This is a genomic window from Streptomyces sp. NPDC057682, from assembly GCF_042799575.1.
In the GTDB taxonomy this organism is placed as follows: domain Bacteria; phylum Actinomycetota; class Actinomycetes; order Streptomycetales; family Streptomycetaceae; genus Streptomyces.
In genome coordinates, this window is sequence record NZ_JBHVIN010000002.1 from 143502 (window position 1) to 155918 (window position 12417).

Below are 12417 nucleotides of genomic sequence, written 5' to 3' on the forward strand. Positions count from 1 at the left end.
ATGCTCTCAGCTCGGCGGGGATGGTCGACACTCTTGGGAGAGCGTGCATGAGCAGGACAGTCCGTTGGGGCGTGCTGGCGACGGGTGGGATCGCGGCGACCTTCACCGCGGATCTGCTGGCGATGCCCGGTGCGGAGGTGGTCGCCGTGGCCTCCCGCACGGAGGCCTCGGCGCAGGCGTTCGCCGAGCGGTTCGGGATACCGAGGGCGTACGGGAGCTGGGCGGAGCTGGTGGCCGACGCGGACGTGGACGTGGTGTACGTGGCCACGCCGCACTCCGCGCACCGGGCGGCGGCCGGGCTGGCGCTGGAGGCCGGGAAGCACGTGCTGTGCGAGAAGGCCTTCACCCTGAACGCGCGCGAGGCGCGGGAGCTGGTGGATCTGGCCCGGGAGCGCGGTCTGTTCCTGATGGAGGCCATGTGGACGTATTGCAACCCGGTGATCCGGCGGATGACGGAGCTGGTCCGCGACGGGGCGATCGGTGAGATCCGGACCGTCCAGGCCGATTTCGGCTTCGCGGCGGAGCTGGACGCCGGGCACCGGCTGCGGAACCCCGCTCTGGGCGGCGGTGCCCTGCTGGACCTGGGGGTCTATCCGGTGTCGTTCGCGCAGTTGCTGCTGGGCGAGCCGGACCGGGTGCGGGCCGACGCGCTGCTGTCGCCGGAGGGCGTCGACCTGAACACGGGGATGCTGCTGGGCTGGGACTCGGGTGCGAACGCGCTGCTGTCCTGCTCGATCGTCGGGCACCATCCGACGGCGGCGACGGTGATCGGCACAGCCGGGCGGATCGACATCCCCGAGAACTTCTTCCACCCGGGCCGCTTCGTGCTGCACCGGGCCGGCCACGAGCCGGAGGAGATCGTCTCGGGGCCCGGACCGCAGGGCCTGTCCGGGATGCAGTTCGAGGCGGCCGAGGTGATGCGGGCCGTCCTGGCGGGCGAGAAGGAGTCCCCGCTGGTGCCGCTGGAGGGTTCGCTCGCGGTGATGCGGACGCTCGACGCGGTGCGTGAGCGCATCGGCGTCCGCTACCCGGTGGACGGCCCGGCGTGAGCCCGCGGGCCCTTCGCGCGGGGTGCCGCGCGAAGGGCCCGGGGAACCGGGTCAGGCGGGGGTGAGGCCCGGACGGCCCGCCTCCGTGACGAACGAGGCGGCCGTGGTGACGGGGGCGCCGGGCGTGGTGACGGCGGACACCGTGCGGTAGTCGGCGCGGGCCAGCCCCTCCCGCAGGGTGACCAGCGCGTAGCCGCGGCGGCCGTTGTAGTACTTCATGTGCGGGTTGGCGGTCGTGAGGTTGGTCCAGTTCGCGGGCTTCTCCGAGCCGTTCTTGCCGCTGGTGATCGAGGTGGCGACGATCTCGGTGCCGACGGTGCGCGAGGCGGGGTCGTCGAAGTCGGCCTTCAGGTCGAAGGCGTAGCCGACGTGCACATCGCCGGTGAGGACCATCAGGTTGTCCACCCCGGCGGACTCGGCGCCGCGCAGCACGCGGTCGCGGGAGGCGGGGTAGCCGTCCCAGGAGTCCATGGAGAGCTTGTACGCGTCGGTGGGGACGTCGCGCCGCCGCGCGAAGGTGACCTGCTGCGGGACGACGTTCCACACGGCGCGCGAGTGGCGCCAGCCGTCGATGAGCCAGCGTTCCTGGGCGGCGCCGGTGAGGGTGCGCGAGGGGTCCTCGGACTCGGGTCCCGGGGTCTGCCAGCCGTCGCCGTAGGCCTGGTCGCTGCGGTACTGGCGGGTGTCGAGGATGTCGAACTGGGCGAGCCGGCCGAACTGGAGGCGCCGGTAGAGCCGCATGTCCGGGCCCTGGGGCAGCTGCGGGGTGCGCAGCGGCTGGTTCTCCCAGTACGCGCGGTAGGCGGCGGCCCGGCGGATCAGGAACTCCTCGGGCGGCACGCTGTTCTCGGGGGTGCCGCCCGCGTAGTTGTTCTCCGTCTCGTGGTCGTCCCAGGTGACGACGAAGGGGTGCGCGGCGTGCGCGGCGCGCAGATCGGGGTCGGATTTGTAGAGGGCGTACCGCAGCCGGTAGTCCTCCAGCGTGGTCGTCTCCCGGTTGAAGAGCGCGGGCAGGGTGCGGTCGGTGTAGTTGCGGGCGCCGCCGACGGCGTTGACCGCGTACTCGTAGAGGTAGTCGCCGAGGTGGAAGACGACGTCGACGTCCTCGTCGGCGAGGTGCTTGTACGCGGTGAAGTAGCCGTCGTGGTACGCCTGGCAGGAGACGGCGGCCAGTCGCAGCTCGCCGGTGCGGGCGCCGGGGGCGGGGGCGGTGCGGGTCCGGCCGACGGGGCTGGTCCACTGTCCGGTGCGGAAGCGGTAGTAGAGGACCCGGTCCGGGGCGAGGCCCTTCACCTCGACGTGGACGCTGTGGTGGAACTCCGGGTGGGCGAGGGCGGTGCCGCGCCGGACGATGCGCTGGAAGCGTTCGTCGCGGGCGAGTTCCCAGCGGACCTCGACCCGGGCGGGGGGCAGTCCGCTGTCGGGTTCGAAGGGGCGGGGCGCGAGGCGGGTCCAGAGGAGGACGGATTCGGGCAGCGGGTCTCCGGAGGCGACGCCGAGCGTGAAGGGGTTCTCGGTGATCCTCCTGCCGTCGAGTGCGGCGGCGCTCGCGGTTCCGGCGGCCGGCAGCCCGACCGAGAAGGCGAGTGCGGCGGCGGCTCCGGTGACCGTGAGGAAGCGGCGCCGGTCGGTGTGCCGGGCGGCCTCGCGCAGCTCCTGCTGGGGCGATGCGTGCGTCATCTGTCCCTCCCCTGACTGGTGGTGTGGGGGGAAGTCCACCGGTCCGGCGCATCGCGCGGCTGTCGCGCTCGCGACGCGCGGGCGTCGGCGCGGTGAGGAGTGCGGCAGGAATGGATCCCCCAGGGCAAACACCGCATACGCGGCCGAAGCCATGATCATCACCGGTGGGTGCGGGGCCCGGGGGAATCGCCGGTCCGGGCCGGAAAATCACTCCCGGGGGTCGAACGCCCCGCCTCCGCGCCCCCTTTGGCCCGTCCGGCGGGTGGCGGGCGTACGCTGCCGCCCCATGAGCAACAGTCTGTCGCACAGCACCACGCGGACCGCCGTGGTCACGGGCGCCGGTTCCGGGATCGGCCGCGCGGTGGCGCTGGCCCTGAGCGGTGCGGGCTGGTCGGTGGCGCTCGCGGGCCGCCGTCCGGGCCCGCTCGCCGAGACCGCCGCGCTCGCCGCCCCGGACGCCCGGATGATCACCGTCCCGGCGGACGTGTCCCGCCCGGAGGACGTCGACGCCCTGTTCTCCGCCGTACGGGAGACCTTCGGCCACCTCGGTCTGCTCTTCAACAACGCGGGAACCTTCGGGCCCGGCGGCGTACCGGTGGAGGATCTGGCGTACGAGGACTGGCGCACGGTCGTCGACACCAATCTGACCGGGGCGTTCCTCTGCGCCCAGGGGGCCTACCGGCTGATGCGCGCGCAGGATCCGCAGGGCGGCCGGATCATCAACAACGGTTCGATCTCCGCCCACACCCCGCGTCCGCACTCCGTGGCGTACACCGCGACCAAGCACGCGATCACCGGCCTGACCAAGTCGCTGTCCCTGGACGGGCGTCCGTACCGCATCGCCTGCGGCCAGATCGACATCGGCAACGCGGCCACCGACATGACCGAGCGCATGCGCACCGGCACCCTCCAGGCCAACGGCGAGACGGCCGTGGAGCCGGTCATGGCGGCGGCGGACGTGGCCCGGACCGTGGTCCACATGGCGGATCTGCCCCTGGAAGCCAATGTGCAGTTCGCCACGGTGATGGCGACGGCGATGCCGTACGTGGGACGGGGCTGACGGCCCGCCCTTCGACGACGGCGCAGGGGTCAGCGGGCGAGGAACTCCCGGTACCAGGAGGCGTGCGCGGCGAAGGACTCTGCGAAGGCGGGGCCGGGGATCCAGTCGAGTTCCTTCTCGGCGCGGTCGTCGTCGAACCAGTGGTCCACGGCCAGCATCTCGAAGTGGTGCCGGGCCCTCGGGGCCGCCTCCAGCCGGGCCCACGCCTCGTCCGTGCCGATCTCCCCGTCGACGCCGGGCGGCCGGAGGGCGCCGAGCACGGTGGACAGCAGCTCCGAGCAGCCGACCGGTTCGGGGTGGTTGACGTGGAAGACGCCGGACGGCGCGGCCGGGGCGAGGGCGGCGCCGAGCAGGGCCCGGCCCAGGCTCTCCACATCGATCATCGAATGGCGGGCCGGACAGCCGGCGGGCGCGGCGGACAGGTACCGCAGCAGCCCCACCAGTCCCGGGACGACCCACCGGTCCCCCGTCCCGTACACCAGGTGCGGGCGCAGCACCGCTCCCTGGGCCTCCAGGACGTGGCGCTCGGCGGCGGCCCGGGTGCGGCTGGCCGCGGAGACCGGGGCGAGCGGGGCGGCCTCCGGCAGCAGTGCGGTGAAGGGGCCCCGGCCGTAGACGGAGGCGGTGGAGAGCTGGACGATCCGCCCGGCCCCGGCCCGGACCGCCTCGTCGACGAGGGCGCGGGTGCCGTGGTCGTTGACGGCGCGGAGGGTGGCCTCGTCGGCGTCGAGCCGGGAGGCGCAGTGGATGACCGCGTCCACGCCGTCGCAGCTGCCGCGCAGGGACGCGGGGTCGGCGAGGTCGCCGCGCACCGTCTCCACCCCGGGCCCGGTGAGGGAGGTGCCGAGGGCGGTGCGGTGGGTCATCAGGCGGAGCCGGACCCCGGGCGTGGCGCGGGCGGCGGCGGCCACCCGGCCGCCGATGAATCCGGTCGCTCCGGTGATGAGAAGGCGGGGGCTCATGCGCGGTCGCTCCGGACGTCGTGGGGGCCGGCCGCCGGCAGGTCGGCCGAGAACAGGTCGCAGGTGAAGGCCGGGGTGCCGTCCTGCACGGCCCGCACCCGCACCCCGGCGGGCAGGGCCCCCTCCGCCGGGAGTTCCTCGGCCTCGATCCGGCAGGGGCGGTCCAGCTCCACGTACTGGTGGAAATCGGCCTGCATCGTCGTCGGCAGGAAGGGGGCGCCACCCGCGGCGTGCGCGGCCTGCCGGGCCGCTTCCAGGAGCAGGATGCCCGGTACGTGGTCGTTGGGGCGCCCGAAGAGGGTCGGGTGGCGGGTGTCCAGCCGCAGCTGCCACGCCCCGGGGGCCGCGTCGGGCGAGAGGACGACGTCCTGTTCGCGGGTCCTGCCGACCGTGCGCGGCGCGACGGCGGGCAGGAGGGGTATCGGGGTGTCGAGGACCGCGCCGCGGTGCCCGCGCATCTTCTGGTACGCCCGCGCCGAGGAGCAGCTGATCCGGCCGCCGCCGGTGGCGAGGACGGTGCCGCGCCGGTGCAGCAGCAGTTCGAGGTGCATGGAGCCGAGGCTCCGGCCGCGCCTGCGGATCCGGGAGCAGGAGACGTCCACCGTGATGTCCCACGGTTCGTCGTTGCGTTCGAGGCGTTCGGACGCGGAGGTGTAGCGCAGCTCCCACATCACGAAGGCGTCGCCCACCGGCACGCCGAACTGGGCGTGGGCGATCAGCATCGTCGTCTGCCGCATGGTCTCCGCTATGAGGAGCGGGTCCTGGTGGCGGCCGACGGGGGCGAAGAAGCGGTGGGCGCGGGGCCAGCGCGCGGCGACGGAGAACTGGGTCTCGGTGAGCGGGGTCAGTCCGGTGGGGAAGGCGTCCCGCAGATCGGTCCGGTGAACCAGCTCACCCAGCCGCTCGGGCGCCCAGCCTCTGTGGCCCGGTTCCCCGACCCCGGCGGCGGCTTCCGCTTCCGCGCCTTCGGCGGGTGGTCCGGACGGGCGGCCGGTGCCGGTGGCGCGCTCGGCGGACCGGGCGTCGTCCACCGCGGTCGAAGCGCTGCGTGAGGTGAGCCGAACCATGAAGTTCCCCCAGGAGGATCCGCGCCGACGGGCCGAGCCGCCCCGAGTAAGATACTGACAGCCCGGTATTCCCCTCCAGCCAACCCCCTGTGGCCCCCACCACGCCACTATTAGAGAGAAGCTGATGGCACAGCAGGCGCGCGCGATCCAGACCCGGCACTCGATCCTGGTGGCGGCCGCAGACGTGTTCGACGAGCGGGGCTACAGCAGCGCCACCATCAGCGAGATCCTGGCTCGGGCCGGGGTGACCAAGGGCGCGATGTACTTCCACTTCGCCTCGAAGGAAGAGCTCGCGCTCGGCGTGATGGACATCCAGCTGGACAGCGATCCGCTGCCCCCGCAGCTCACCAAGCTCCAGGAGCTGGTGGACCAGGGCATGCTCCTGGCCTACCGGCTTCGCCACGAGCCGCTGGTCCGGGCGAGCGTCGGCCTGGCCATGGACCAGGCCGTGGAGGGCCTGGTCAGGGGCACTCCGTTCCGTGGCTGGATAGACCGGATCGAGCAGCTGCTGGCCGCCGCCAAGGGCCAGGGCGAGCTGCTGCCGCACGTCAATCCGGGTGAGGCCGCGGAGATGCTGGCGGGTTCCTTCTCGGGCATCCAGGTGATGTCCCAGGTCCTGTCCAACCGCGAGGACCTGGGCCGGCGCATCTCGGTCCTGCTCCACTACATCCTGCCCAGCATCTCGACCCCGGCCGTCCTGGCCACACTGGACATGGCGGAGGACCGCGGCGAGCGGCTGGTCCTGGGCCGGGAGACGGTGCCGAGCCAGGCCGCGGCGTCCGGCTGAGCCCGCCCGGGTCCGGCGGGCGGACCACGGCCGGGTCCGGCCGGGGAGTCACGGTCCGGTCCGGTCAGGCTCCCGCGTGCAGGTACGCGGCCCATTCGTGCGGCCGGTCCGGCGCACGGTCCCGCAGCTCCCTGACCGCCTCGTGGACCGCGTACGCGGCCGTCGGCCCGCCGACCGGGGAGCGGGCGTGGAAGGCGGCGAGGAACGCGCCGATCCGCGTGCTCTCCACCTCCCACAGCGTGCCCACCGCCTGCGGATAGCCGGCCAGCAGAAACGCGCCGGAGACATGCACGGCCTCGTCCGTGAGCCGGGTGGACGTCCGCGCGGTACCGCAGGCCGTGAGCACGGCGAGCCGGGTCGACTCGGGCCGGATCCGGCAGATGTCGGCCACGGACAGCGCCTCCCCGGACGGCAGCTGGATCCACCCGCCCGAGGGCTCCTCGGGCGAGCCGTGGGCGTGGCAGCCGAACTGCACCCACTGGGACCGTTCCAGGGCCGCGAGAACCGCCGGACGGGTGGCGGCGTCCCCGACGAGCAGGGTCGGGTGGGCGAAGGCGTCCGCGGTGAGCCGGGCCGCGGCCACGGCGCCCGGCAGGATCTCGTCCGTCTCGGAGACGATCAGCGCGCGCTCCGTCCCGGTTCCGGGCCGCCGGGCCGCCCGGGACCGGGCGTGGGCCAGGGTCTGGAATCCCGGGACGTAGGAGGAGACGACCTCGTCGAGCGCGCTGCCCCGTCCCCGCTCGCAGTCCTCGGACACGCACTGCGCCGCGTGCAGCGGCAGCGCCCCGAACGGTCCGGTCGGCACCCACCAGATCCTCGGCGGTGCGGTGCCCGGGGGCAGCGCACCGTCGCTCCGCAGCTGGTCGAGTACGGGCTCCACCACGGTGTGCCAGGTCCAGCCGAGCAGCCGGTGGATCGTGTCCCGGGCCTCGATCAGCCGGGACGGCGGCGGCCGTCTGCCGCCGCGCGCGTGGATCGTCGCGATGGCCCGGGCGAACTCCTCCGCCGCCGCCGTGACTTCCTGGGCCCGCACGTCCAGGAGCAGCGCGGTCGCCCCCTCGGCGGTGACGACGAAGGCGACGCACGAGAGGGTGCCCGCGTGGTTGAGCACGACGACCGGTCCCTCGGCCGCGAGGGCGCGCAGGCGCTCCGGCGGGAGCGGGGCGAGGAAGTCCTCGAAGCCCGGTCGCGTCCGGATGTGCGCGATGAGCCGGTCCAGTTCCCCGGAGGCGCGCCGCGCCGCCAGCCGGGCGCGGCCGGTTCCGTCGCCCGGCCCCCGCTCCAGTTCCCCGGTGATCCGGGCGAACCGGGAGGACAGGGCGGGGTGTTCCCGGGCCAGGGCGCCGAGATCGGTACGGGATTCCAGGCGCCTGGCCAGGAGCAGGCCGCGACCGCGTTCGTGCAGGGCCAGGGCCGCTTCGACCCGGGGGCCCCGCACGGTGCGGATCAGCCCCGGGTCCGGAAGGGCGGCCGTGAGCGCGGCGAGCGCGGCCTCGTCGCCGCGTTCGAGACGTTCGAGGCGTTCGGTGACCGTCCGCAGCCCCTCCGCCACCTCCATGGCGTGGGTCGCGTTGCGCCGGTGCAGCAGGTGGATCGCGATCATTCCCGTGAGCATGCGCATATCGCCGTCGAAGCCCAGGAGTCCGTGCTCGGCGGCGTGCTGCGGACCTCCCCGGTCGGTCACCCGCTCCAGCAGCTCCACGGTCTCCGCGCCCAGTGCCAGCGCCCGGTCGATGTCCTCCCTGTTGACGTCGGTGCAGTTCACCGCCGCCGCGATCCCGGCGTGGGCGCGCATCCAGACCGAGAGGCCGGGGCTGCGCAGCACGGCGAGATGCCGCTCCAGCCGGTCCCCGGGCGCGAGCGAACTCCACAGGGAGGACGTCAGCCCGCCCATCGGTCCGGTCGCCGGACCCGCGTCCTCCCCGTCGGCTCGCCGGGCGAGGACGTCCGGGCCGGCCACGGGCGGCCCGCCCGGTCCGGCGCGCAGATGGGCGGCCATCGTCCGCACCATCCTGACGACCGCCGCGTCGCAGTCGTCCGCGATCGCGTCGAGCACGGTCTCGGCCTCGTCGATCAGCCGGCCGGCGGCGTCCGGATCGCCGGGCCCCACCGCCATGGAGCGCAGCAGCAGGGCTCTGTTCAGGGTCATGCCCGCGGATGTCCGGTTCGGCCCCGGGGGCGCGGCCCGGAACGTCCGGCGGCATGCCTCGACCTCCTCGTCCGTGGTGCCGGTGGCCGGGCCGCCGCCGGGGCCGACGAGAGCGATCAGGTTCTTCAGGTTCTCGGCGCGGCTGCGGTTCTCGTCCGTCCCGGGTTCCTCGGCGTCGGCCCGCCGACCGGCCTCGATCAGCCGGGGCAGCAGGTCCCGGGCGTGCTCCATCCGGTCGGGGTCGTGCGCGTGGGTGTAGGCGAGGATGTCGGCCATGACCGCGAAGTAGAGCGCCCGGAAGGTCTCCCCCGCGCTCTGCGGCTCCCCGCCCGGCGGGAACCCCTCCCGTTCCTCGTGGACGGCGACCGATTCCATCACCAGGTCCGCCTCGCCGGTCGTCGCGCCCAGCACCACGAGCAGTTCGGCGAGCCGGGCCGCCACCGCGTCGGAGGAGCCGGTCTCCTCGTACGCCTGGCGCAGGATCGCGGCGGCGTCCGTGAGGGTCCCGGCGTCGGCGGTGCTCAGGTCCTCCGTGCCCAGCAGGGTGCCCAGCCACTCGACCGCCGCGCCCCGCAGGTCCTCGTCCCCGCCGAGCCGGTCCAGTACGGTCCGGATGTCCCCGACCCGGGCCGCCAGGGTGGGTGGTTCGGCGTCGTCCTCCTCCAGCAGCGCGAGCATGGACCGCAGGCCCGCGAGGTCGCCTCCCATCTCCTCCCTGATCGCGGCGGCGGCCGACGTGAGCAGTCCGCCCGCTTCGCGCAGTGCCTCGCAGCCCATGCGGCCCAGGACACGCTCCGAGTCGGCGGACCACGGGGGATCGGTGAGCGCGCACAGGGCGCCGAAGACCGCCTCGCGCGTGTGCCCGGCGCGGAGCCAGACGAGGGGTTCGAATCCCTCGGGCGCGCAGGCCGCCGTCGCCTCGGTGACCTCGGCGGCCGTCGCCCTCCACCGCGCGGCCGCGCCCGGCGGGCCGTCGGGCGGGTCCTCCGCCCTGAGCAGCGCCGACCCGGCGAGGACGACGCCGAGCACCGGGCGCAGCGCGTCGTCCGGTGCGAGTGCGTCGAAGGCCCGGCGGTAGCGGCGGAGCCGTTCGAACGGCCGGTCCGAGGGATCGTCCGGGGCCTGGTCGACGAGGCAGTCGGCGAAGGCGACGGCGGCCCGTACGTCGGCGGGGAGGCCGGGCAGGCCGTGGGCGCGGGCCAGTTGCTCCGCCAGGTCCAGGACGTGGTCGAGCAGGGCGGCCGCCTCGCCCGTCCGCTGCCGGTCCTGGTCGCGCTGGATCAGGAAGTACCGTACGACGGCCGCCTCGATCCGTTCCTTCGGTCCGGCCTCGGGACGCGGGGCGTCGCCGGTGTCCTCGCCCAGCCGGTCGAGGATGTCGTGCAGGGTGGCGGCGAGGACGCCGCGGTCCGGGGCGTCCGGCGGCAGCGCGGCGAGCGCGGCCCGTACGCGTACGGCCGCGCAGGCCAGGACATGGGCGGTCCCGCTGCCCAGGTACTCCGCGGCCAGCAGCAGTCCGGTGGCGGCGTGGGCCTCGGCGGGGTCCTGGTGGGCGGCGCGCCACAGCTCCCGCAGCCGGGCGAGCGCGCCGGCCGTGTCGGGCAGCGGGGTGATGCCGTAGCCGGCGAGCAGGTGCTCGACCCGCTCCGGGGCGGGTTCGCCCAGCAGCAGGGCGGCCCGGACGACCACGTCGAACAGCCGGGGCAGCACGGCGCCCTGGCGGGGGTGCGAGGGCGGCACCAGGACGCACGCCTTGGCCGCGGTCCGGGCCGCCGCCGTCAGCGAGTCGGGTTCGGCCAGCGCCTCGAACCGCTGCATGCGCAGCGCGACGAGTGCCGTGGAGAGGTCGCCGTATCCCTCGTGGGCGGCGGGCATCACGGTGAACGCGTCGAGCAGCCAGGCGATCCCCTGGTCGTAGAGGGCGGCCGCTCGGGCCGGGTCGTCGCACTCCCCCGGGTACCCGGCGACGGTGGTGCAGGCGGCGCTCATGAGGCAGGCGAAGTCCGCGAGGCAGGCGTGCGGGTCGGTCTCCGGTTCCCCGGCCTCCGGCGGCAGTTCGGGCAGCATCCGCGGATCGGGGAGCCGGGGGCGCAGGGTGGCGCGCAGGGCCAGGGCGATCGCGGCCTCCGCCTCGGCCTCCGGGTTCTCCTCCCCCGCCCCCGCGCGGAACCAGTACGTCCAGCAGATCAGCAGCAGGGGGCCGAACCGGACCTCCCGGTCCGGCGACGGTGCCACCGTCACGAGCAGCCGGAGGGCGTCGGCCGCGGCCTCCTCGCTCAGCAGCTCCCGGCGGTCCTGGGTCCTTTCGGCCCGGTCCAGACGGCCGGCCACACGACGGATCAACGCGTCGTCAGACATGACGCGTATCCTACGGTGACACAGCGTCAAGGACCGGTGTCAGAGGTGTGGTTCAGCGACGCGGAGCACGTCCGGGGACGGGGAGCGTGACAGGTGCGCAAGGCGGAACGGCTGCGACGCGAGGCCTATGAGGGGGCCGTTGAATATCTGTGCGCCCAGTTCGCCCTGTTGGAAGAGGAGTTCGGCGGCCCCGACTGGGCCGGCCGGGTCGGGGCGATCACCTCGGGCGAACCGTTCACGGAGGAGTGGTACGCCGCCGTCCTGCGTCTGCACGAGTCCCTGGAGGCGGGGGGCCTGCCGGGCGGGCTCGGCCTGACGACGCCCATGGGCGGCACGGAGTGGCCCGGCCCCTCGCCCCGTACGGCGGGCTGGGTCTGTCCCACCGGTGCCTGTTCGCGCGTACGGCGCACCGAGGGCGGCGCGCCGGAGCGGGACGCTCCGCGCTGCGCGCTGGTGGGACGGGCGATGCGTTTCGTGGGGGACTGACCGGCATGGGGCTGCTGCTCGCTCTCCAGAGCCGGCTGCCGGACCGCTGGTTCCTGCGCCGCCTGCTGCCGTCGGCGCTCTTCGTCGCGGTCGCCTTTCTCGCGGGCGGGCCGGGCCACTCCCACTGGTACGACGCCGGTCGTGCCGCCCGCCGGCTGGAGCGGCAGCTGGGCACCGCGGGCGGCGGCACCCCGCACACCACGACGACGACGCTGCTGCTCTACGCGCTCGCGGTGGTCTGCGGGGCGTTCGTCGTGCCGGTGGCGGCGCGGGCGGTGAGTCTGCTGGCCGCCGGTGCGTGGCCGTGGTGGCTGGCACCGGTGGGCGAGCGGATGCGGGCGTCCCGGGTCCGGCGCTGGCGTGCGCCGGACGCGCTGCGGGACGACGCCCTGCGCAGCCGGGGCCGCGGGGAGGTCCTGCGCGCGGCCCGGCTGGAGGCGCGTGCGGCGGCCGCGCCCAGGTCCGCCCCGAGGACGCCGACCTGGACGGGCGACCGGTTGCGGGCGGCGGCGGACCGGGTCCGCGCGGCGCGCGGCCTGACCGTGGAGGCGTCGTGGGTCGCGCTCCTGCTGGAGTTGCCGGACGGCGACCGCGCCGCCGTGGCCGAGGCGCGCGAGGGCTACGACGAGGCGTGCGAGGCGACGGTCTGGAGCATCGCCTGTCTGGCCCTGGGGGTGTGCTGGTGGCCCGCCGCCCTCGTGGGGGCCGTGGCCTGGCTGGGCGCCTGGCGGTGGCTGCGGCGCGCGGCCGACCTGTTCGCGAGCACGGCGGAGGCCGTTCTGAGCACGCCCCGCACCTGAGCGGGGCCGCGTACGCCCC

9 protein-coding genes are annotated in these 12417 nt (G+C 74.8%); 5 read left to right on the plus strand and 4 right to left on the minus strand.

Annotation, left to right across the window (positions count from 1 at the left end):
• The first annotated feature begins 47 nt into the window (after positions 1-47).
• Complete coding sequence (locus ACFVDM_RS03420) at positions 48-1049, plus strand: Gfo/Idh/MocA family protein (RefSeq protein ID WP_383632479.1); 1002 nt, start codon at positions 48-50, stop codon at positions 1047-1049.
• 51 nt (positions 1050-1100) lie between these two features.
• On the opposite strand, the gene ACFVDM_RS03425 is transcribed toward ACFVDM_RS03420, so the two are convergent.
• Complete coding sequence (locus tag ACFVDM_RS03425; RefSeq protein ID WP_383632483.1) at positions 1101-2729, minus strand: alkaline phosphatase D family protein; 1629 nt, start codon at positions 2727-2729, stop codon at positions 1101-1103.
• Positions 2730-3015: 286 nt separating this feature from the next.
• Between ACFVDM_RS03425 and ACFVDM_RS03430 the strand changes: the two genes are divergently transcribed.
• Positions 3016-3789, plus strand: a complete 774-nt coding sequence (locus tag ACFVDM_RS03430) for an SDR family oxidoreductase (protein WP_383632485.1) — start codon at positions 3016-3018, stop codon at positions 3787-3789.
• A 29-nt stretch (positions 3790-3818) separates the two neighbouring features.
• Here ACFVDM_RS03430 and ACFVDM_RS03435 read toward each other — a convergent pair whose 3' ends face one another.
• Together ACFVDM_RS03435 and ACFVDM_RS03440 are read right to left on the minus strand one after the other, a co-directional pair.
• Positions 3819-4751, minus strand: a complete 933-nt coding sequence (locus tag ACFVDM_RS03435) for an NAD-dependent epimerase/dehydratase family protein (protein WP_383632488.1) — start codon at positions 4749-4751, stop codon at positions 3819-3821.
• Complete coding sequence (locus ACFVDM_RS03440) at positions 4748-5818, minus strand: ScbA/BarX family gamma-butyrolactone biosynthesis protein (RefSeq protein WP_383632491.1); 1071 nt, start codon at positions 5816-5818, stop codon at positions 4748-4750. Before ACFVDM_RS03440 ends, ACFVDM_RS03435 begins: the two co-directional genes overlap by 4 nt.
• Positions 5819-5942: 124 nt before the next feature.
• Here ACFVDM_RS03440 and ACFVDM_RS03445 point away from each other — a divergent pair, with 124 nt between their 5' ends.
• Positions 5943-6605: a ScbR family autoregulator-binding transcription factor gene (locus tag ACFVDM_RS03445; protein ID WP_383632494.1), complete on the plus strand. Its 663-nt coding sequence runs from the start codon at positions 5943-5945 to the stop codon at positions 6603-6605.
• Between the two features lie 64 nt (positions 6606-6669).
• Here the strand turns inward: ACFVDM_RS03445 and ACFVDM_RS03450 are convergent, their stop codons facing one another.
• A complete protein-coding gene (locus ACFVDM_RS03450) occupies positions 6670-11112 on the minus strand; it encodes a CHAT domain-containing protein (RefSeq protein ID WP_383632497.1) in 4443 nt (1480 codons plus the stop codon).
• A 93-nt stretch (positions 11113-11205) separates the two neighbouring features.
• Between ACFVDM_RS03450 and ACFVDM_RS03455 the strand changes: the two genes are divergently transcribed.
• Positions 11206-11598: a hypothetical protein gene (locus tag ACFVDM_RS03455; RefSeq protein ID WP_383632499.1), complete on the plus strand. Its 393-nt coding sequence runs from the start codon at positions 11206-11208 to the stop codon at positions 11596-11598.
• A gap of 5 nt (positions 11599-11603) precedes the next feature.
• Positions 11604-12398, plus strand: a complete 795-nt coding sequence (locus ACFVDM_RS03460) for a hypothetical protein (protein WP_383632502.1) — start codon at positions 11604-11606, stop codon at positions 12396-12398.
• Positions 12399-12417 lie beyond the last annotated feature (19 nt).

Excerpts from the sequence above, each read along its gene's own strand:
- ACFVDM_RS03445 (WP_383632494.1), top strand. The coding sequence starts at position 5,943 with ATGGCACAGCAGGCGCGCGCGATCCAGACCCGGCACTCGATCCTGGTG.
- ACFVDM_RS03460 (WP_383632502.1), top strand. The coding sequence starts at position 11,604 with ATGGGGCTGCTGCTCGCTCTCCAGAGCCGGCTGCCGGACCGCTGGTTC.
- ACFVDM_RS03440 (WP_383632491.1), bottom strand. The coding sequence starts at position 5,818 with ATGGTTCGGCTCACCTCACGCAGCGCTTCGACCGCGGTGGACGACGCC.
- ACFVDM_RS03430 (WP_383632485.1), top strand. The coding sequence starts at position 3,016 with ATGAGCAACAGTCTGTCGCACAGCACCACGCGGACCGCCGTGGTCACG.
- ACFVDM_RS03425 (WP_383632483.1), bottom strand. The coding sequence starts at position 2,729 with ATGACGCACGCATCGCCCCAGCAGGAGCTGCGCGAGGCCGCCCGGCAC.
- ACFVDM_RS03450 (WP_383632497.1), bottom strand. The coding sequence starts at position 11,112 with ATGTCTGACGACGCGTTGATCCGTCGTGTGGCCGGCCGTCTGGACCGG.
- ACFVDM_RS03420 (WP_383632479.1), top strand. The coding sequence starts at position 48 with ATGAGCAGGACAGTCCGTTGGGGCGTGCTGGCGACGGGTGGGATCGCG.
- ACFVDM_RS03435 (WP_383632488.1), bottom strand. The coding sequence starts at position 4,751 with ATGAGCCCCCGCCTTCTCATCACCGGAGCGACCGGATTCATCGGCGGC.